Annotated in this window: 21 protein-coding genes; 14 read left to right on the top strand and 7 right to left on the bottom strand. The window is 74.7% G+C overall.

Annotated features, from left to right (window positions below):
* Window positions 1-41 precede the first annotated feature (41 nt).
* Entirely contained in the window at window positions 42-1,082 is a 1,041-nt protein-coding gene (locus HGCM_RS02935) for an FUSC family protein (protein ID WP_019135395.1), read from the top strand.
* On the opposite strand, the gene HGCM_RS02930 is transcribed toward HGCM_RS02935, so the two are convergent.
* Window positions 1,079-1,942, bottom strand: coding sequence for a helix-turn-helix transcriptional regulator (locus HGCM_RS02930; protein WP_019135394.1), 864 nt, complete (start codon window positions 1,940-1,942; stop codon window positions 1,079-1,081). The genes HGCM_RS02935 and HGCM_RS02930 overlap by 4 nt on opposite strands.
* Window positions 1,943-2,080: 138 nt before the next feature.
* Here HGCM_RS02930 and HGCM_RS02925 point away from each other — a divergent pair, with 138 nt between their 5' ends.
* On the top strand, window positions 2,081-3,100 hold the full coding sequence (locus HGCM_RS02925) for a zinc-dependent alcohol dehydrogenase family protein (RefSeq protein ID WP_019135393.1): 1,020 nt from the start codon (window positions 2,081-2,083) through the stop codon (window positions 3,098-3,100).
* Window positions 3,101-3,135: 35 nt separating this feature from the next.
* On the top strand, window positions 3,136-3,534 hold the full coding sequence (locus tag HGCM_RS02920; protein ID WP_019135392.1) for a (R)-mandelonitrile lyase: 399 nt from the start codon (window positions 3,136-3,138) through the stop codon (window positions 3,532-3,534).
* Window positions 3,535-3,571: 37 nt separating this feature from the next.
* Here HGCM_RS02920 and HGCM_RS02915 read toward each other — a convergent pair whose 3' ends face one another.
* Window positions 3,572-3,979 (bottom strand): VOC family protein, encoded by a 408-nt coding sequence (locus HGCM_RS02915; RefSeq protein WP_019135391.1) that lies wholly within the window; start codon window positions 3,977-3,979, stop codon window positions 3,572-3,574.
* Between the two features lie 95 nt (window positions 3,980-4,074).
* On the opposite strand from HGCM_RS02915, the gene HGCM_RS02910 reads away from it, so the two are divergent.
* Together HGCM_RS02910 and HGCM_RS02905 are read left to right on the top strand one after the other, a co-directional pair.
* Window positions 4,075-4,653 (top strand): GNAT family N-acetyltransferase, encoded by a 579-nt coding sequence (locus tag HGCM_RS02910; RefSeq protein ID WP_019135390.1) that lies wholly within the window; start codon window positions 4,075-4,077, stop codon window positions 4,651-4,653.
* Window positions 4,654-4,723: 70 nt separating this feature from the next.
* Complete coding sequence (locus tag HGCM_RS02905; RefSeq protein WP_026075225.1) at window positions 4,724-5,656, top strand: cold-shock protein; 933 nt, start codon at window positions 4,724-4,726, stop codon at window positions 5,654-5,656.
* Window positions 5,657-5,669: 13 nt separating this feature from the next.
* Here the strand turns inward: HGCM_RS02905 and HGCM_RS02900 are convergent, their stop codons facing one another.
* Together HGCM_RS02900 and HGCM_RS02895 are read right to left on the bottom strand one after the other, a co-directional pair.
* The gene (locus HGCM_RS02900; RefSeq protein WP_019135389.1) at window positions 5,670-6,032 is read right to left on the bottom strand and encodes a VOC family protein; all 363 of its coding nucleotides are present in this window, start codon (window positions 6,030-6,032) and stop codon (window positions 5,670-5,672) included.
* Between the two features lie 50 nt (window positions 6,033-6,082).
* Window positions 6,083-6,835 carry a class I SAM-dependent methyltransferase gene (locus tag HGCM_RS02895; protein WP_019135388.1) on the bottom strand — a complete coding sequence of 251 codons (753 nt, stop codon included), beginning with the start codon at window positions 6,833-6,835 and terminating at the stop codon, window positions 6,083-6,085.
* A gap of 260 nt (window positions 6,836-7,095) precedes the next feature.
* Here HGCM_RS02895 and HGCM_RS02890 point away from each other — a divergent pair, with 260 nt between their 5' ends.
* Window positions 7,096-7,455, top strand: coding sequence for a nuclear transport factor 2 family protein (locus HGCM_RS02890; RefSeq protein WP_019135387.1), 360 nt, complete (start codon window positions 7,096-7,098; stop codon window positions 7,453-7,455).
* Window positions 7,456-7,514: 59 nt separating this feature from the next.
* On the opposite strand, the gene HGCM_RS02885 is transcribed toward HGCM_RS02890, so the two are convergent.
* Window positions 7,515-8,042, bottom strand: coding sequence for a hypothetical protein (locus HGCM_RS02885; RefSeq protein WP_019135386.1), 528 nt, complete (start codon window positions 8,040-8,042; stop codon window positions 7,515-7,517).
* A gap of 256 nt (window positions 8,043-8,298) precedes the next feature.
* Between HGCM_RS02885 and dnaK the strand changes: the two genes are divergently transcribed.
* From dnaK to HGCM_RS02850, 7 genes are all read left to right on the top strand, one after another.
* Window positions 8,299-10,158, top strand: coding sequence for a molecular chaperone DnaK (dnaK, locus tag HGCM_RS02880; RefSeq protein ID WP_019135385.1), 1,860 nt, complete (start codon window positions 8,299-8,301; stop codon window positions 10,156-10,158).
* A complete protein-coding gene (locus HGCM_RS02875) occupies window positions 10,155-10,793 on the top strand; it encodes a nucleotide exchange factor GrpE (protein WP_019135384.1) in 639 nt (212 codons plus the stop codon). The genes dnaK and HGCM_RS02875 overlap by 4 nt, the downstream gene beginning before the upstream one ends.
* A 31-nt stretch (window positions 10,794-10,824) precedes the next feature.
* Window positions 10,825-11,799 (top strand): DnaJ C-terminal domain-containing protein, encoded by a 975-nt coding sequence (locus tag HGCM_RS02870; RefSeq protein ID WP_019135383.1) that lies wholly within the window; start codon window positions 10,825-10,827, stop codon window positions 11,797-11,799.
* Window positions 11,800-11,809: 10 nt separating this feature from the next.
* On the top strand, window positions 11,810-12,241 hold the full coding sequence (locus HGCM_RS02865) for a heat shock protein transcriptional repressor HspR (RefSeq protein ID WP_019135382.1): 432 nt from the start codon (window positions 11,810-11,812) through the stop codon (window positions 12,239-12,241).
* Window positions 12,242-12,319: 78 nt separating this feature from the next.
* Window positions 12,320-12,619: a hypothetical protein gene (locus HGCM_RS02860; RefSeq protein ID WP_019135381.1), complete on the top strand. Its 300-nt coding sequence runs from the start codon at window positions 12,320-12,322 to the stop codon at window positions 12,617-12,619.
* Between the two features lie 97 nt (window positions 12,620-12,716).
* Window positions 12,717-13,682 (top strand): daunorubicin resistance protein DrrA family ABC transporter ATP-binding protein, encoded by a 966-nt coding sequence (locus HGCM_RS02855; protein ID WP_026075223.1) that lies wholly within the window; start codon window positions 12,717-12,719, stop codon window positions 13,680-13,682.
* The gene (locus HGCM_RS02850; protein WP_019135379.1) at window positions 13,679-14,512 is read left to right on the top strand and encodes an ABC transporter permease; all 834 of its coding nucleotides are present in this window, start codon (window positions 13,679-13,681) and stop codon (window positions 14,510-14,512) included. Before HGCM_RS02855 ends, HGCM_RS02850 begins: the two co-directional genes overlap by 4 nt.
* A 55-nt stretch (window positions 14,513-14,567) precedes the next feature.
* Here the strand turns inward: HGCM_RS02850 and HGCM_RS02845 are convergent, their stop codons facing one another.
* On the bottom strand, window positions 14,568-15,503 hold the full coding sequence (locus HGCM_RS02845; RefSeq protein WP_019135378.1) for an SDR family oxidoreductase: 936 nt from the start codon (window positions 15,501-15,503) through the stop codon (window positions 14,568-14,570).
* A gap of 128 nt (window positions 15,504-15,631) precedes the next feature.
* On the opposite strand from HGCM_RS02845, the gene HGCM_RS02840 reads away from it, so the two are divergent.
* Window positions 15,632-16,471: a helix-turn-helix transcriptional regulator gene (locus tag HGCM_RS02840; protein ID WP_019135377.1), complete on the top strand. Its 840-nt coding sequence runs from the start codon at window positions 15,632-15,634 to the stop codon at window positions 16,469-16,471.
* 18 nt (window positions 16,472-16,489) lie between these two features.
* Here the strand turns inward: HGCM_RS02840 and HGCM_RS19600 are convergent.
* Window positions 16,490-18,928, bottom strand: a 2,439-nt coding sequence (locus tag HGCM_RS19600; protein WP_019135376.1) for an ATP-binding protein, incomplete at its 5' end; no start/stop codon positions are given.

Here is an 18,928-nt window from a genome sequence, read left to right as displayed (position 1 = left end):
CCCCGCGCGGCGCGGCGGACGAGGCGTGCGACAGTGATCGGGTGGGGCTGCTCGGGGGACTGCTGGCGTTCGGCCCCCACGCCGGGGCCCACCGCGTCGCGCTGCGCGCGTCGGTCTCCGTGCTCGTGCCCCTCCTCGTCCTGTGGGGCACCGGTCACCTGGAGTGGTCGATCTACGCCGCGTTCGGCGCGTTCACCTCGCTGTACGGCCGTGAGCGCACCGACCGCGCGCGGCTGGCCCTGCAGGTCGAGGCCGGGGTCACGCAGGTCGTCGTCGTCACGCTGGGGGTGCTGGTCGCGCTGCTCGACGCGCGCGCGTGGCTCGCGGTCCCCGTCGCCGCGCTGCTGGCCGCCGGCGTGTCCGCCGGATCGGCGATCCGCGGCTGGCACCCGCCCGGGGCGCTGTTCCAGGTGTTCGCGTTCGCGACGGTCGCGGCGGCGCCCGCCACGCCCGCCGACCTGCTGCCCGCGGTGCTCGTCTCGGCCGCGTCCGCGCTGCTCGCCGTGCTCGTCGGGTCCGTCGGCCCGGCGGTCCGGCGGGTGCGCGGCGTCACGGCGGAGGGGCCCGGGAGGCCGATCGGCGGCGCGGTGGAGGGGCTGGCGCGGTACGCCGCGCAGTCCGGTGCCGGCGTGCTGCTCGCGGGGACGATCGCGACCGCGGCCGGCATCGGGCGGCCCTACTGGGCGATGGTGTCCGCCGTGGTTCCGCTCGTCGCGCGCGACCTCGGTGCCCAGCTCACCCGGGGCCTGCACCGCGTGGTCGGGACCGGCCTGGGGCTCCTCGTCGCGTGGGCGCTGCTCGCCCTCGACGTCCAGGGGCTCGTCCTCGTCCTCGTCGTCGCGGTGCTGCAGGCGGCCGCCGAGCTGTTCGTCGGCCGCAACTACGCGTTCGCGCTCGTCTTCGTCACGCCGCTCGCGCTGCTCATGGTGCACCTGGTGCTGCCCGTGCCCACCCGCGAGCTGCTGGCGGACCGCGGCATCGAGACCCTCATCGGCGTCGTCGTCGGCATCGCGGTCGGCTACGTGAGCCGGCCCGGTGCCGCGGAGGTCATCCGGGCGCGCCTGAGCTCCCCGGCGGCCTAGGGCCGCGCGGGCTCGGCCGCCCACGACGCGAGCAGGCGGAGGCGTTCGGCGGACGGGGAGCCGGGCTCGGCCGTGTAGACCATCAGCACCTGACCGGGCTCGGCGGTGATCGCGAGCTCCTCGTAGGCGAGCGTCAGGTCGCCGACGACGGGGTGGTGGAACCGCTTGGTGCCCGCGCCGTGCGTGCGCACGTCGTGCGCGCCCCAGAGGCGGCGGAAGACGTCGCTGCGGGTCGACAGCTCGCCGACGAGATCCTGCAGGCCCGTGTCGTGCGGGTCGCGCCCGGCCTCCGCGCGCATGATCGCCACGCACATCTCGGCGAACAGGTCCCAGTCCGGGTAGAACTCCCGCGCCGCGGGGTCGAGGAACTGGAAGCGGGCGAGGTTGGGCGTCCGGCCGCCGCCGCCGAGCACCGGTGAGTAGAAGGCGCGGCCGAGCGCGTTGGTGGCGAGCAGGTCCTGGTGCTGGTCCCGGACGAACGCGACGGCGTCGGTGATCGCCGCGAGCGCCCACTGCAGGCTCGGCCGGGGTGTCGACGATCGGGCGGTGCGCCGGCGCGGCCGGCCCGACAGGGGGATGCCGTCGGCGGCGCGGGCCAGGTCGAACAGGTGCGCGCGCTCGGTGTCGTCGAGCTGCAGGGCGCGCGCCACGGAGTCGAGCACGGACGCCGACGCGCCCCCGATCGCGCCCCGCTCCAGCTTCGCGTAGTACTCGACGCTCACCCCGGCGAGCGCGGCCACCTCGCTGCGCCGCAGCCCGGGCACACGACGCTGCCCGGAGCCGACCACGCCCGCCGCCTCCGGCGTGACCTTCGCCCGCCGCGACACGAGGAACTCGCGCACGTCCGCCCGGTTGTCCATACGACGACCGTAGGCCGGGCGGCGGCCGCGAGACAGGCCACGGCGTGGGGTGCACCAGCGGTACACCCCACGCCAGGGACTCCCCGGCGGCCGGCGGGCGTCGTCTCCTGGAGGCGACACCGACAGGGAGGCACCACCATGCGCGCAGTCGTCATGCACGCCCCGGGCGACGTCCGGGTCGACGAGACCGAGCGGCCGACGATCGTCGAGCCGACCGACGCGGTCATCAAGCTCGCCGCGACCTGCATCTGCGGGTCCGACCTGTGGCCCTACCGCGGCGCCGACGCGGTCGACCACCAGCCGATGGGCCACGAGTACGTCGGCACCGTCGAGGAGGTCGGCTCCGCCGTCCGCGACGTCAAGGTCGGCGACTTCGTCGTCGGCTCGTTCTTCTCGTCCGACAACACCTGCGAGATCTGCCGGGCCGGCTACCAGACGCACTGCGTCCACCGCGGGCCGGGCGCGGTCCCCGGTGCGCAGGCGGAGTACGCCCGCATCCCGCACGCCGACGGCACGCTCGTCGCGACGCCGGGCACGCCGGACCCCGATCTGATCCCGTCGCTGCTGGCGGCGTCCGACGTTCTCGGCACGGGCTGGTTCGCGGCCGTCGCCGCCGAGGCCGGCCCGGGCAGGACCGTCGCGGTCGTCGGCGACGGCGCCGTCGGCCTGCTGGCCGTCCTGGCTGCGCGCCAGCTCGGCGCCGAGCGGGTCATCGCGATGTCCCGGCACGCCGACCGGCAGGCGCTCGCCCGCCACTTCGGGGCGACCGACGTCGTCGAGGAGCGCGGGGACGCGGGCGTCGCCGGGATCAAGGAGCTCACCGGCGGTCTCGGCGCGCACTCCACCATCGAGGCGGTCGGGACCCAGGAGTCGATGACACAGGCGATCCGTGCGACCCGCGCGGGCGGGCACGTGGGCTTCGTCGGCGTCTCGCACGATGTCACGCTGGACGGCGAGGAGCTGTTCTTCTCCGGCGTGCACCTGCACGGCGGACCGGCCCCCGTACGGCGGTTCCTGCCGGAGCTCGTGAAGCTGATCTGGGACCGCGTGATCGACCCGGGGAAGGTGTTCGACCTGACGCTCCCGCTCGAGCAGGCGGCGGAGGGTTACCGGGCGATGGACGAGCGACGGGCCACCAAGGTCCTGCTGACGCTCTGAGCGCTGGCGGAACGACGACGACGGAGGGCACGACCATGGAGATCACCCGCAGCGGCGGCCGCTCGGTCGCCGGCCCCGAGGGCTGGTTCACCGGCACCGTCTTCATCGACGGCGTCCGGGACCCCGACGAGGAGTCGGCGATCGGCTGCGCCCACGTGCGGTTCGCGCCCGGCGCGCGCACCGCCTGGCACCACCACCCGAAGGGGCAGACGCTCTACGTCACCGACGGCATCGGGTACGTCGCACGCCGCGGCGGGGACGTCCAGGAGATCCGTCCGGGTGACGTCGTGCGGATCGCCCCCGGCGAGGAGCACTGGCACGGCGCGACGGCGGACCGGTTCATGGCGCACGTCGCGATGCAGGAGGCGGACGCGGTCGGCCGGGTCGTGACGTGGCTGGAGCACGTGACCGACGAGGAGTACCGCCGGCTGTGACGCACCGGCGGGGCGGCGGCCGGGCGTCGCCGCGCCGTCAGGCGCCCTGGCCGGGGGCGTAGCTCCCGAACGACCACTCGCGGCCGCCCGGGTCGAGCACGCGGGCACGTCGCGTCCCCCACTCGGTGTCGTGCGGGTCGAGGACCGACCGCCCGCCGGCGGCGACCGCGCGCCGGTGCAGCTCGTCCACGCCCGCGGTCTGCAGGTACAGCCCCACGCCGACGGAGACGCCGCGCAGGCCGGGGACCTCGTAGGGCTCGTCGTCGGACGCCACCATGACGACGGCGTCGCCGAGCCGGAGCTCGGAGTGGACCACCCGGCCGTCGTCGCCGTCGTACCTCGCGACGACCTCGAACCCGAGCGCCGAGAGCCAGTCGATCGTCGCGGGGGCGTCGCGGTAGCTCAGGTACGCGCGCAGCACCGCGTCGTCCGCCGGCTGGGTCATCGCCCCAGGATGAACCCGGCCGGCACCCGCCGGACAGCCCCCCGGCGTCGCGATATCCGCTCTCCTGACGGTCGCCGCTCCGGCATGCTGCGACCGTGGACCCCTACCTCCAGACCGACCGCGTGACGCTGCGCCCCTTCGGCGCCGACGACGCGGACCTGCTCGTCGAGCTGGACAGCGACCCCGCCGTCATGCGCTACCTCTCCGGCGGCGAGCCGACCCCGCCGCAGGTCGTCCACGAGCTCGTCCTGCCGAGCCTGCTCACCGGCTACGAGCGGTGGGGCGGTCGCTTCGGGGTCTTCGCGGCGTACGAGACGGCGACCGACGCGTTCCTCGGCTGGTTCCTGCTGCGCCCCGAGCGCGGCGGCCCGCTGGACGAGGCCGAGCTCGGGTACCGGCTCCGGCAGGCCGACTGGGGTCGGGGCTACGCCACCGAGGTGTCCGAGGCGCTGCTGAGGAAGGCGTTCACCGAGCTGGACGTCCGGGTCGTCTGGGGCGAGACGATGGCGCTGAACCGGCCGTCGCAGCACGTCATGGAGAAGGTCGGGATGACGGTCGTGCGGGAGCTGGAGACGCCCGAGGACATGCTGGCGGTCGAGGGCGCCGAGCTGGGCGGGTACCGGTACGAGATCACCCGCGAGCAGTGGGAGCAGCGGCGGGTGCCTCAGCCCTGAGGCGCGCCGCCCGCGCCCGGGTCGGGGACACTGGACGTCAGGAACGTCCGTCGTCGACGAGGAGCGCGCTGTGCCCCAGGGATCTGTCCGGTGGTTCGACCCCGAGCGGGGGTTCGGGTTCCTCGACGTCGGCGACGAGGGCGAGGACCTGTTCGTGCACGCGTCGGAGATCGTGGGCGACGACGGGCCGAGGGTGCTCCGCGAGGGGCAGGAGGTCGAGTACGAGCTCGGCGAGGGTCCGCGCGGCCCGGTGGCCCGCCACGTCCGGGTGACCGGCGACGTGCCCGCGGGTGCGGCGCTGGGCGTGCTCGGCACGGTCAGCTGGTACGAGCCGGCCAAGGGCTACGGGTTCGTCGCCCCCGACGGCGGCGGCGCCGAGATCTTTCTCCACAGCTCGGCCATCGTGGGCGGCGGGGTGGTCTCCGAGGGGCAGCGGGTCGCCTTCCTCGTCGTCCCCGGCGAGCGCGGGCCGCAGGCCGACCACCTGCTGCCGCTGGGGGCCGAGGCCGCCCGGCCGGCGGCGGACGACGGCGCCGACGGCACCGTCACCTGGTACGACGCGGGCAAGGGCTTCGGGTTCGTCGCGCCCGACGACGGCAGCGAGGACCTGTTCGTCCACGCGCGCTCGCTCATGGGGGTCACCGAGCTCGTCGAGGGCGACCGCGTGACCTTCGACGTCGAGGCGGGCGAGCGGGGGCCGCAGGGCCGCCAGGTCCGGCTCGTCGGCGGGCCGCCGCGCCGCAGCGCGCCGGCTGCGACCCGTGGCCGGTCGGACCGGCCGGCGCGGGGCGACGCGTCCGCGCGCGGCGGTGAGGGCGTGGTCGCGCGCTACGACGCGGACCGCGGCTTCGGCTTCATCACCCCCGACGCCGGAGGCGCGGACCTGTTCGTGCACGTCTCCGTCGTCCGCGACGCGGAGGTGCTCGAGCCGGGCGACCGCGTCCGTTTCCGGGTGCGCCAGAGCGACCGCGGCCCGCAGGCGGACCGCGTCGAGCTGATCTGAGCCGGGAGCCGGGTCAGGCGCCCTGCCGCGGCTCCTCGTAGAGCCCGAGCAGGTTGCCGGCCGGGTCGCGGAAGTGCGCGGTCAGCTCCCCGGGGTCCACCCCGGGCGCTGCCTCGATCGAGCCGCCGGCGGCCGTGACGCGCTCGATCGCGTCGTCGAGGTCGTCGACCCAGACGAAGACGAGGATCCCGCCCGAGCCCGGAGGCGCCGGGACGAAGTGACCGCTGACCTCGTCGACCCCGTCGTCGAACGTGATCACGCCGCCCTGGCGACGCATCCGCCAGCCGAAGACGCGCTCGTAGAAGCGCGCCGAGGTCTCGGCGTCCGACGCCGGGATGGCGAGATGGCACACCTTGCCGTGGCCGAGGTGAGGCATCCGGCCAGTCTGCTGCGCCGGTGGAGTCGGGCTCAAGGTCCCGGCGCTCGTCAGCCCTCGCGCGCGCCGAGCGTGTAGCGCACGTCCTGCTGGAAGGTGATCCGCCCGTCCGGACCGGCAGAGGCCCCGGCCGCGCGGACCACCTCGTCGTGCAGGTCGTCGAGCGTGTTCGCCGGCACGTGGTCCCACATCGCCCGCTGCCCGTGCGACCGGGAGAACTCGACGTAGTGCTCGGCGTCCCGGAACGTCGCCTCAATCGTCCGGGACACCGTCCGCACGCCGACCAGCCCGGCCGAGCGCAGCAGGCCCTCCACGCCCTCGCCGGAGCCGAACGGGCCGTTGTACCCGCTGGTCCGCGCGTCGAGCATCGCCTGCGGCAGGAACGGGAAGAACAGCTCGTCGATCGCGCGCCACCGCGGGTCCTGCCCGGAGAACGTCGAGACGCCGACGCGTCCGGACGGCACCAGCACGTCGCGCCACGCGGCCAGCGCCGCGACCGGGTCGGGGAGGAAGAACAGGACGAGGGACGCCGCGACGACGTCGAACGAGCGCGGCGGCAGGTCGGGCGCCGACGCGTCGCCCAGCCGCACCTCGACGTGCGGCAGGTCGGCGAGGTCGCGCGCGGTGAGCTCCACCATGCGCGGGGCCAGGTCGATCCCGAGCGCGTAGCCCTCCGGCCCGACGGCCTCCGCGACGCGGGTCAGCACCGCGCCGCGCCCGCACCCGACGTCGAGCACGCGCTCCCCAGGTCGGACGTCGAGCTCCGCGACGAGGTGCGCCGCGATGGGTCCGAACCACGGCACGCCTACGGCGTCGTACGTGTCAGCGACTCGGTGGAACACTCCCGCCGGTCCCGGCGGGCCGTCCTGAGCGCCTGCTGTCGCCACGTCGTCCTCCCGTCCTGGGTGGTGTCAGTTCACACCGTCCACGACGAGGGCGTCACCCCCTGTGGGTGGCCCGTCGCCCTGTTGACCCGGACGGACGGGCGCGTGCGACGATGCCCGAGCGACGGGCGCGAGGATCCGGGACACCGCGCGTGTGCGCCCACTCCAGGGGAGGTCCCATGGCCGACGTCAGTGAGCTGCTCGACGCCAACCTGTACCGCGTCTTCAACGTCCGGGACGCGGAATCCCGCCGCCGGGCGATCGACGAGACCTACACCGACGACGTCACCTTCACCGACCCGGAGGGGACCGTCACGGGCCGCGACGCCCTGGAGGAGCGGGCGGCCGCGCTGCTCGGCAGGACTCCCGCCACGTTCGAGTTCGTCGAGGACGGCCCCCGGTACGTCGGCACCGGCGCCGGTGCGCTCGCCTGGAGATTCGGGCCGCCCGACGAGCCGGTCGTCCGCGGGATCGACGTCATCACCGTCCGTGACGGACGCATCAGCGAGCTCCGCACGATGCTCGCCGGCGAGGGCTGACGCCGGGGGGCCGGCCATCGAAAGCCGTGTGGATCGCGCGTGCGCCGGGTGGGCGAGCCTCAGGCGCCGTGCGCGAGCAGCTCCAGCGCGACCACGCCAGCGCCGACGGCGACGATGCCGGCCAGCAGCAGGACCCGCTGCCACACCGGCAGGGCGATCCGGCGCACCGCGAACCCGACGATCACCGCCAGGCTCACGAGCAGGACGATCGTCGAGGCCCGGAGCGCGCCGCCCACGTCCCAGACGCCTCTCGCCGCGAGCCCGAGGAAGACGAGCGGCAGGACGAGGACGCCCGCCGCACCGGCCGACACGGCGACCATGTGCCGCGCCTCGCGCACCGTCGGGAGCGACCCGTGCGCTGCGAGGTGCGAGACGACGTCCGCCAGCAGGACGGCCAGGAGCGCACCGCCGATGGTGATCGTCAGCGTCGTGGCCGCTTCACGGGCAGGCACGCCGGCGCCGTGCGACCGGAGAGCGAGCACGACGCCGAGCGCCGCGAAGGTGACGTACAGCCTCTCCTTGAGGCGGTCCGCCCGCTCGCCCGGGGTCGAGCCGGTCGAGCCGTCGTCGCGCTCCGCTCCGCTCATCGCGTGATCGTAGGACGCTCGCTCAGCGCGACTGCAGCCGCTGCTCGCACGCCGACGGACGGCCAGGGCGCCGGCATCCCAGTGGACACGCGGGAATGCGACGCGGCCGCCCGAGGTTGAGCCAAGCAGACTCAACTTCACCTCGTCCGGCTTGCTCTGACGGCGACCCCGCCGCAGACTTGAGCCAGACGGGCTCAAGACTTCGAGCACTCCACGCACGGAGCCCGCCCCGCGGCTCCAGGAAGAAGGAACACACATGGCACGAGCAGTCGGCATCGACCTGGGCACCACGAACTCGGTGGTCGCCGTCCTCGAGGGTGGCGAGCCCACGGTCATCGCCAACGCCGAGGGGTCGCGCACGACGCCGTCGGTGGTCGCGTTCTCCAAGACCGGCGAGGTCCTGGTCGGCGAGATCGCCAAGCGCCAGGCCGTCACCAACGTCGACCGCACGATCACGTCCGTCAAGCGCCACATGGGCACGGACTGGTCGGTCTCGATCGACGACAAGAAGTACACCGCGCAGGAGATCTCCGCGCGGGTGCTCTCCAAGCTCAAGCGCGACGCCGAGGCGTACCTCGGCGAGCCCGTCACCGAGGCCGTCATCACGGTCCCCGCGTACTTCAACGACGCGGAGCGCCAGGCGACGAAGGACGCGGGCACCATCGCGGGCCTCAACGTCCTGCGCATCATCAACGAGCCCACCGCGGCGGCCCTGGCCTACGGCCTGGAGAAGGGCAAGGAGGACGAGCTCATCCTCGTCTTCGACCTCGGCGGTGGCACGTTCGACGTCTCCCTCCTCGAGGTGGGCAAGGACGACGACGGCTTCTCGACGATCGAGGTCCGCGCGACGTCCGGTGACAACCGGCTCGGCGGCGACGACTGGGACAACCGGATCGTCGACTTCCTCGTCGCCGAGGTGAAGAACGCGAACGGCGTCGACCTGTCGAAGGACAAGATCGCGCTGCAGCGTCTGCGCGAGGCCGCCGAGCAGGCGAAGAAGGAGCTCTCGTCCGCGACGAGCACCAACATCTCGCTGCAGTACCTCTCGATGAGCGAGAACGGCCCCATCCACCTGGACACCAAGCTCACGCGGGCCAAGTTCCAGGAGATGACGCAGGACCTCATCGACCGGACGAAGGCGCCGTTCAACGCGGTCATCCGCGACGCCGGCATCAAGCTCTCCGACATCGACCACGTCGTGCTCGTCGGCGGCTCGACCCGCATGCCCGCGGTCACCGAGGTCGTCAAGGAGCTCACCGGCGGCCGCGAGCCGAACAAGGGCGTCAACCCCGACGAGGTCGTCGCCGTCGGTGCCGCGCTGCAGGCCGGCGTCATGAAGGGCGACCGCAAGGACGTCCTGCTCATCGACGTCACCCCGCTGTCGCTCGGCATCGAGACCAAGGGCGGCGTGATGACCAAGCTCATCGAGCGCAACACGGCCATCCCGACCAAGCGGTCCGAGATCTTCTCGACGGCGGAGGACAACCAGCCGTCCGTGCTGATCCAGGTGTTCCAGGGCGAGCGCGAGTTCGCGCGGGACAACAAGCCGCTCGGCACGTTCGAGCTGACCGGCATCGCGCCGGCCCCGCGCGGCATGCCGCAGATCGAGGTCACGTTCGACATCGACGCGAACGGCATCGTGCACGTGTCCGCCAAGGACCGCGGCACGGGCAAGGAGCAGTCGATGACGATCACCGGCGGCTCGGCCCTCCCGAAGGAGGACATCGAGCGGATGGTGCGCGAGGCCGAGGAGCACGCGTCGGAGGACAAGAAGCGCCGCGAGGAGGCCGAGACCCGCAACAGCGCGGAGCAGCTGGTCTACTCGACGGAGAAGCTGCTCGTCGACAACGACGACAAGCTGCCGGAGAACGTCAAGACCGACGTCAAGGCCGCGGTCGCCGAGCTCAAGACCGCGCTCGAGGGCACGGACGCCGACGTCGTGAAGGACAAGACGGCCGCGCTGTCGACCGCCGCGCAGAAGATCGGCGAGGCGCTCTACGCGAACCAGGGCTCGGCCACGGCCGACGCCCCGGCTGACGACCAGCCGGCGGCCTCGTCGAACGCGGACGAGGACGTCGTGGACGCCGAGATCGTGGACGAGGACGACAAGAAGTGACGGACGAGAGCACGAGCCCCGGGCCCGAGCAGGGCCCGGGGGGCGACCCCGAGAACACGCCGCGATTCACGGACAAGCGGCGCATCGACCCGGAGACGGGTGAGGTCCGCACGCCCGAGGAGCAGGTGCTCGCTGACGCGCAGGCCGCCGTCGCGGGTGCCGAGGAGGAGGTCGTCCTGGAGGGGCTGGTCGAGACGCAGAAGCTGGCGGCGGAGCGGCTCGAGGAGCTGCAGCGCTCGAACGCGGCGCTGTACAACCTCGAGCAGCAGTACAACGCGTACGTGAAGCGCTCCAAGGCCGAGGCCGGCGCCGCGCACGACCGCGGCGTCGCGGCGGTCGCCGAGGCGCTGATCCCGGTGCTCGACGACATCGAGCTCGCGCGTCAGCACGGCGACCTCACCGGGCCGTTCCAGTCGATCGCCGAGAAGCTCGAGGCGACGCTCACGCGCTTCGGCGTCGAGCGCTACGGCACCGTCGGCGAGCCGTTCGACCCGGCCGTGCACGAGGCGCTCATGCACGCGCACTCGGCGGACGTCACCGAGCCGACCGTGCAGCACGTGCTCCAGCCGGGCTACCGGACGACCGACAGGATCCTGAGGGCGGCCCGCGTGGCCGTCGTCGACCCGGAGGCCTGATCACCACGAGGACGAGAAGGAGGGAGGCGCCGTGACCGGGCAGGACTGGCTCGAGAAGGACTTCTATGCGGTGCTCGGCGTCTCCAAGGACGCGGACGCCGCGACGATCAAGAAGGCGTACCGCAAGCTGGCCCGGGAGAAGCACCCGGACCACAACCCGGGCAACGCCAAGGCCGAGGCCGAGTTCAAGGACGTCGGCGAGGCGTACTCCGTGCTGTCCGACCCCGAGCAGCGCGGCCAGTACGACCAGCTGCGCGCGATGACCGGCGGCGCCCGCTTCACCGCGGGCGGCCGGGGCGGGGCCGGCGGCTTCGAGGACGTCTTCGGCGGCATGTTCGGCCAGGGCGGCGGCTCGCGCGTCCGGTACCAGACGGGCGGCCCGGGGGCCGGCGCGGGCGGGTTCGAGGACCTGCTCGGAGGCCTCTTCGGGGGCGGCGGCGGGTTCCAGCGCGGGCCGCAGCCCGGCGCCGACCTGACCGCCGCCGTCACCCTGCCGTTCCGGCAGGCGGTCGAGGGCTCCGAGGTCACGCTCGGCCTCGACGGCCGGTCCATCAAGGCCCGCATCCCGGCGGGCGTGCGCGACGGGCAGAAGATCCGCCTGCGCGGCAAGGGCCTGCCCGGCGACGCCGGGGCGCCCGCGGGCGACCTCGTCGTGACCGTGCACGTGACGCCGCACCCGGTGTTCTCGCTCGACGGGAACAACCTGCGGATCACCGTCCCGGTCGCCTTCGACGAGGCGGCGCTGGGCGCCACCATCGAGGTCCCGACGATCGACGGGTCGACCGTCAAGGTGCGGATCCCCGAGGGGACGCCGTCCGGGCGCGTGCTGCGCGTCAAGGGCAAGGGCGTCGCGACGTCGCGGGGGACCGGCGACCTGCTGGTCACGGTGCAGGTGGTCGTGCCGCAGAAGCTCACCGCCGCCGCGCGTGAGGCGGTGCAGGCGTTCGGCATCGCGACCTCGGGCGAGGACCCGCGCGCCGGCCTGCTCGCCTCGGCGCGGCAGTGACGAGGCCCTGATGGCCCCCACCCACGACGACACCCCGCGGTTCCCCGTCTCGGTGGCCGCGGAGCTCGCCGGCATGCACCCGCAGACCCTGCGGCAGTACGACCGGCTCGGGCTCGTCTCGCCCGGCCGCACCCGCGGGCGCGGCCGGCGGTACTCGCTGCGCGACATCGCCGCGCTCCGCGAGGTGCAGCGGCTCTCGCACGACGAGGGCGTGAACCTCGCCGGGATCAAGCGCATCCTCGAGCTCGAGCTGCAGGTCGAGCGGCTGCAGCGGCAGGTGGACTTCCTGCGCTCGTTCGTCGAGCCCGGCCGACGCGTGTTCACCGCCGACCGGAGTGGCGACGTCGTCGCCCACCGCCCCGGCGCGACGCCCCGCCGCCCGGCCCAGATCGAGTCGGGCCGTGCTCCCGTCGTCCTCTGGCGCCCCGCGGGCCGCGGCTGACCGAACCTGCCTCGCGGACGACCGGGCCGTGCCACTCTGGGCACGCCTGTACCCGCGACCCCAGGGAGCGCCGCCGCGATGGAGCAGCAGCAGACGTCGAAGTCCCCGTTCGTCCTGGCCGCGGCGCTCGCCGTGGCGGCGTTCCTCCTCCAGCTGGTCGGTGCCGGCAACACCGCCGCCGCCGTCGCGGGCCAGGTGGCGTGGACCGTCGCGTTCGTGGCGGCTCTCGTCGGCCTGATCCGGCTCGCGGACGGCGTCGACTACCTGGCCCGGCGCGAGCGGGAGCGTCAGCGCGCCGAGGACGGCGCGTACGTGCGGGGGCTCTCCCGGGCAGCGAACCCGGCGCCACCCGCCGACCGGCGCAACGACCGGGACTGACGCCCCGCGAGCATCAGGCCAAGGCCGGCACCACCCCGTCGGCCGCGTGTCGGTGGCGTGTCAGCGGCGCGTCAGCGCGGGGGCCCACGGTGGTCCCATGACCACAGACCTGGTGATCGAGGCCGAGGGCCTCGTCAAGCACTTCGGAGGGACGAAGGCGCTGCAGGGCGTCGACCTCTCCGTCCGCCGCGGCACCGTGCTCGGTGTGCTCGGCCCCAACGGCGCCGGCAAGACGACGTCCGTCCGCATCCTGTCCACCCTCCTCACCCCGGACGCCGGCTCGGCGCGCATCAACGGCTTCGACGTCGTGCGCGACGCCGAGCGCGTCCGGCAGTCCATCGGCCTGACCGGCCAGTACGCCTCGGTCGACGAGGACCTCACCGGTCGGCAGAACCTCGTGCTGTTCGGCACGCTGCTCGAGCTGGGCCGCGCCGGCGCCCGCGCGCGCGCCGCCGAGCTGCTCGAGTGGTTCGACCTCACCGACGCCGCCGACCGGCCCGCCAAGACCTACTCCGGCGGCATGCGCCGCCGTCTCGACCTCGCCGCGTCCCTCGTCGGGCGCCCCGACGTCATCTTCCTCGACGAGCCGACGACCGGCCTCGACCCCGCCAAGCGCGAGGACATGTGGGACGTCGTGCGCTCGCTCGTCGCCGACGGCTCGACCGTGCTGCTGACCACGCAGTACCTCGAGGAGGCGGACGCGCTCGCGGACGAGATCACCGTCATCGACCACGGCCGCGTCATCGCGCACGACACCCCGGACGGGCTCAAGCGCGTCGTCGGCGGCCAGACGCTCGAGGTCCGCCCCGCCGACCCGGCCCGGCTCGCCGAGACCGCCGCGATCCTCGCCGAGGTCGCCGCCGGCGCCCGCGCGGACGAGATCCGCAACGGCATGCTCGCCGTGCCGGTCGCCGGCGACGAGGCGCTCACGCAGGCCGTCGCCCGCCTCGCCTCGTCGGGGATCGCCGTCACGGAGCTCTCGTTGCACCTGCCGAGCCTCGACGAGGTGTTCTTCACGCTCACCGGCCGCACGGCCGCGTCCGACGAGGAGGTGGCGGCATGACCACCACGACCCTGAGCCCCAGCCGGCCCGTCCCGAGCGGCCCGGCGCCCGCCGCCGCGCGGCCGCGCAAGCCGTTCGCGCTCGTCCGGCACACCGCCGCGCTCACGCGGCGCAGCCTCATCAAGACGTGGCGCACGCCCGAGGCGCTGATCGACGTCACGCTGCAGCCGATCATCTTCCTGGCCATCTTCGTGACGATCTTCGGCAACGCCGTCGCCGGCAGCACGAGCGACTACCTGCTGTTCCTGCTGCCCGGCATCCTCGCGCAGACCATCGCGCAGGGGGCGATCGCCATCGGCGTGAACCTCAACACCGACATGGAGAAGGGCATCTTCGACCGCTTCAAGTCGCTGCCCATCCCGCGGATCGCACCGCTGCTCGGCGCCGTCACCGGCGACGTCGTGCGGTACGTCATCGTCACCGTCGTCACGCTGGCGACGGGCTACGCGATGGGCTTCCGGATCCAGACCGACGTCGGGCAGATGCTCGCCGGCTGCCTGCTCGCCATCCTGTTCGCCGTCTGCCTCAGCTGGGTGTCCGTGTGGATCGGCATGATCGTCCGGACCTCCGGCTCCGTGCAGGGGATCATGTTCCTGCTCATCCTGCCGCTGAGCTTCGGCTCGAACGTCTTCGTGCAGACGGGCGACCTGCCCGGCTGGATGCAGGGGTTCGTCAACGTCAACCCGCTCACCCACCTCGTCGAGTCGATGCGCGGGCTGTTCCTCGGCACGCCGATGGGGAACCACGTCTGGTGGACGCTCGCGTGGTGCGTCGGGCTCGTCGCGGTGTTCATGCCGCTGGCGCTGCGGGCGTACAAGAAGAAGGTCTGACGTCGCGACGAGGCGCCCGCCGGTCCGTGCCGGCGGGCGCCTTGTCGTCCGCGGCTCAGCCGAAGGTGACGCCGGTGAGCTCCTCGGAGAGCGACCAGAGGCGGGCGGCGTCCTCGGTGTTCCGCAGCGGGGCCCACAGGCGGTGCCGCCCCGGCGGGCCGCCCGCGCTGCCCGGCCAGGTGGGGCCGTAGAACTCGCCGTCGCCGTCGGGCGCGGTCGCGGCGAGCAGGGCGGGCAGCGCCGCGCTGCGCACGGTCCCCACCAGCAGGCCCCGCGCCGACAGCCAGCGGATCGTCCGGACCTCGCGCGTGTCGTCCGGCCGCCCGAGCTCCGGCCGGGCGCCCAGCAGGCTGGTCGGCGCGACGCCCGGGTGCGACACGTTGCTCGTCACCCCCCAGCCCTGCGCGCGGCTGCGGCGCGAGAGCTCGAGGCCGAAGAGTGCGCACGCGAGCTTCGAGCGCCGGTAGGCGCGCATCGCGTCGTAGTCGTGCTCCTCGTCGAGGTCCTCCCAGCGCATGGGGCCGCTGCGCGCCGCGATGCTCGTCTGCGTCGTCACGCGGGCGCGGCCGTCCCGCAGCAGCGGCAGCAGGCGCCCGGTCAGCGCGACGTGACCCAGGTGGTTCGTCCCGAGCTGGAGCTCGAAGCCGTCGGCCGTGGTCCGCCGCTCGGGCGGGGTCATCACGCCGGCGTTGTTGACGAGCAGGTGGATCGGCGCCCCGTCGTCGAGCAGCCGGGCCGCGAGCTTCTCGACCGACGCGAGGGACGACAGGTCGAGCTCCTCGAGGACCACCCGGGCGCCGGGGTGCTCGTCGCGGATCCGCTGGGCCGCGGCCTCGCCCTTGTCGGCGTTGCGCACGGGCATGACGACCTCGGCGCCGGCGGCCGCGAGCCGGGTCGCGATCACGAGCCCGATCCCGTCGCTCGCGCCGGTCACGACGGACCTGCGGCCCGTCAGGTCGGGGAGGGTGACGTCGGGCTGCCTGCGGGGCATGGGGGCTCCTGCTCTCGGGTGGAGGGCACCGGCTCGGTGCCCGCCCCTACCGTGACGCACCTCGGCGACGTCAGCCACGGCCTGACGATCCGTGGCTGCGGGGGCCGTGGCTCGGCGAGGATGCGGAGATGATCGACCGACCCGGGCTGGCCGCGTTCCTCCGCTCCCGGCGCGCCGCGCTGCAACCCGAGGACGTGGGGCTGCCGCGCGGGGTGCGCCGCCGGACGGACGGGCTGCGCCGCGAGGAGGTCGCCGCCCTGTGCCACCTCTCGGCCGACTACTACGCCCGGATCGAGCGCGAGCGCGGCCCGCAGCCGTCCGAGCAGATGGTCGCGTCCCTCGCGCAGGGCCTGCACCTCTCGCGGGACGAGCGGGACCACCTGTTCCGCCTCGCGGGGCACCAGCCGCCGCCGCGGGGGCCCGGCGGGGACCACGTGAGCCCGGGGATGCTGCGCGTCCTGGACCGGCTGGCCGACACGCCCGCCGAGGTCGTCACCGAGCTCGGGGAGACGCTGCGGCAGTCGCCGCTCGGGGCGGCGCTGCTGGGCGACGCGAGCGTCCGCACCGGGCCGTCCCGCAGCCTCGGGTACCGGTGGTTCACCGACCCCGCCGCGCGGGCGATGCACCCGCCCGAGGACCACGCGTTCTACTCCCGGCTGTACGCGTCGGGGCTCCGCGAGGTGGCGGGCCGCCGCGGCCCCGGCTCGCGCGCCGCGGGCTTCGTCGAGCTGCTGCTCGCCCGCAGCGAGGAGTTCCGCGAGGCCTGGGACCGGCAGGAGGTCGGCCTCCGGCCGCGTGAGACCAAGCGCTACCTGCACCCGACCGTCGGGTACCTCGAGCTCACGTGCCAGGTGCTGCACGACCCCGAGCAGGCCCACTCCCTGCTCGTCTACACGGCGGTGCCGGGCTCCGAGAGCCACGCGCGCCTGGAGCTGCTCGCCGTGGTGGGAGCTGCGCCGGCGCGGTGAGGGCGGCCGGCGACGCGGTCAGAGCTCGAGGAGCGCCCGGACACGGCCGGCCGCCTCGCGGGCCGGCACGCCGCGCAGCTCGTCGGCCAGCCGGCGGCGCTCGTCCGCGTCGCCGAGCACCCGGGTCGCCACCTCGTCGAGCGTGAGGTCGAACACCGACTCCAGCCGCGCCCCGAGCCGCATGCCCAGGCGCCAGAGCTCACGCGCCCGCTGCGGGTCGCCGGCGTGGGCCTCGAGGTGCGCCCAGCCGAGGGCGAGCGAGCCCAGCATCGGGGCGTCGACGGCCGCGACCGCGTCCGCGCCGGCCTGCGTGAGCGTGGCCCGCGCGACCTCCACGCCCTCGGGCCCGCCGGTGAACAGCAGCAGCGAGGCGGCGGCCACCGCGAACACGACGCGGGGCTGCGGCATCGGCACGGCGCCGGAGCGCAGCTGGGCGAGCACCTGCTCGCCCCGCGACCGGGCGGCCGCCAGGTCGCCGCGGCGCAGCGCCACGTCGGCGAGGCCCAGCAGCGCCTGCCCGACGTCAATCGGCTCCGACTGCGGGGAGGCGGCCAGCGCCTCCAGCCGGCGCAGCGCCTCGTCGTCGCCGTCCACCGCGCGGTGCACGTCGAGCAGGACCCGCACCGAGCGCGCGTCCTGCGCCGCGCCGACGAGCTCGAGGTGGCGCGCGCCGACGGTGAGCCAGTGCGCGGCTTCCGGGTCGTCGCGCTGCGTGCCCCACTGGCCGATGCCCTGGGCGGCCATGCCCATGCCCCACTCGTCGCCGATCCGCTCGAAGGCCGCGTACGCCTCGCGCGCGTGCTCGCTGGCCGCGTCCCGCTCGCCGGCGTTCTCCTCCGCCGCCGCGCGCAGGAACAGCCCGAGCGCGACGAGGTAGGTGTCGCCCGACGCCTCGAGCCGCTCGGCGGTGGAGGACGTCTCGGCGAGGTCGAAGTCCCCGAACACCTCGAACAGGGACGCGATGGCCGCCGTGCGCGGCGTGAGCTCCGCGGCCCGGGCGGGCAGCGTGCGCTCGAGCACCCGCTTCGCGAGCGCGCCGCAGCGCAGCTCCCCGGAGATCCCGGAGTTCAGCCCGCCGAGCAGGGCGGTCATGACGAGGGGGTCGGCCGGCACGCGGCGCTCGCCCTCCCCGTGCAGCAGCGCGGAGCGGGCCCGCGCGGGGCCGTCGTCGGCGAACAGGAGCCGCCGCGTCCAGGCGATGACCTCGCTGTGCAGGCCTCGCACCGTCCACAGCATGAACAGCGTCGCGGCCACTCGGTGCGCCGACGCCTCGTCGTCGTGCTCCAGCGCCCACCGCATCGCGGCGACGAGCGAGTCCTGCTCGCGGGTGCACCGCTCGAGGGCGGCGACCTGCGTCCGCCCGACGAGCCGGGGCCGCTGCTCGTCGGCGAGCTCCGTGGCCCACGCGACGAGCCCCGCCATCGCCTGCGGACGGTGCCCGGACGCGTCGAGCCGCGTGCCGGCGTACTCGCGCACCGTCTCGAGCATGCGGTACCGCGGCGGCCCCTCGCCCTCGTCGAGCACGAGCAGCGACTGGTCGACCAGCGCGGCGAGGTCCCGGCGGACGTCGAGCAGGCCACGCCCCGCGACGGCCGCGGCGGTCTCCGCGGTGAACGGCGCCGGGACGACGGCGAGCCGGTCGATCAGCTCGCGTCCCTTGTCGTCGAGGAGGGTCCACGACCAGTCGACCATCGCCCACAGGCTCGCGTGCCGCTCCGGCAGGCCGCGCAGCGCGTCGTCGAGCAGCCCGAACCGGTCCCGCAGCCCGTCGAGCACGTCGTCCACGCTCATCGACCGGAGCCGGGCCGCGGCGAGCTCGATCGCGAGCGGCAGCCGGTCCAGCCGGCGGACCAGCTCCAGCGCGCGCTCGCGGTCCCAGCCGAGCGTCGCGCGCCCGGCGCGCGCGCGGGTCTCGAGCAGGGCAAGCGCGTCGTCGTCGGGCAGCGCCTCGAGGTGGTGCACGACCTCGCCGACGACGCCCAGCGGCGCGCGGCTGGTGGCGAGCACGACGAACCCCGGCGGGGTCACGGCGACCAGCTCCGCCACCACGTCGGCCGTCGCGGTGAGCACGTGCTCGCAGTTGTCGACGACGAGCAGCCCGTCCAGGTCCTGCGCCGCGACGCCGATCCGCTCCGACTCGGACATCAGCCGGCGCTCGAGCTGCAGGTCGGCGTGCGCGGCCGTCGCGTCGCCGCCGCCGATCGCCGCCAGCACGGCGGGCAGCACCTCGGCTCCGGAGCGCAGGCCCGCGAGCTCGACGACCCGCACCGGCGCCTCCGCCGCCGCCCGGCGGGCGACCTCCGCCGCGATGCGCGTCTTGCCCGCGCCGCCGGTGGCGACGACCGTGACGAGCGGGGCCGCGCGCAGCGCCTCCTCGACGTGCCGGACGTCCTCGTCGCGCCCGACGAGCGCGGTCGCCGAGCGGCGCCACGACGGCGGCAGGTGCCCGGCGGTGCT

The organism is Cellulomonas massiliensis JC225 (genome assembly GCF_000312005.1).
Lineage (GTDB): Bacteria > Actinomycetota > Actinomycetes > Actinomycetales > Cellulomonadaceae > Cellulomonas > Cellulomonas massiliensis.
The sequence above is the reverse complement of the archived record's forward strand: the minus strand, read 5'-3'. Positions and strand labels throughout refer to the sequence as shown.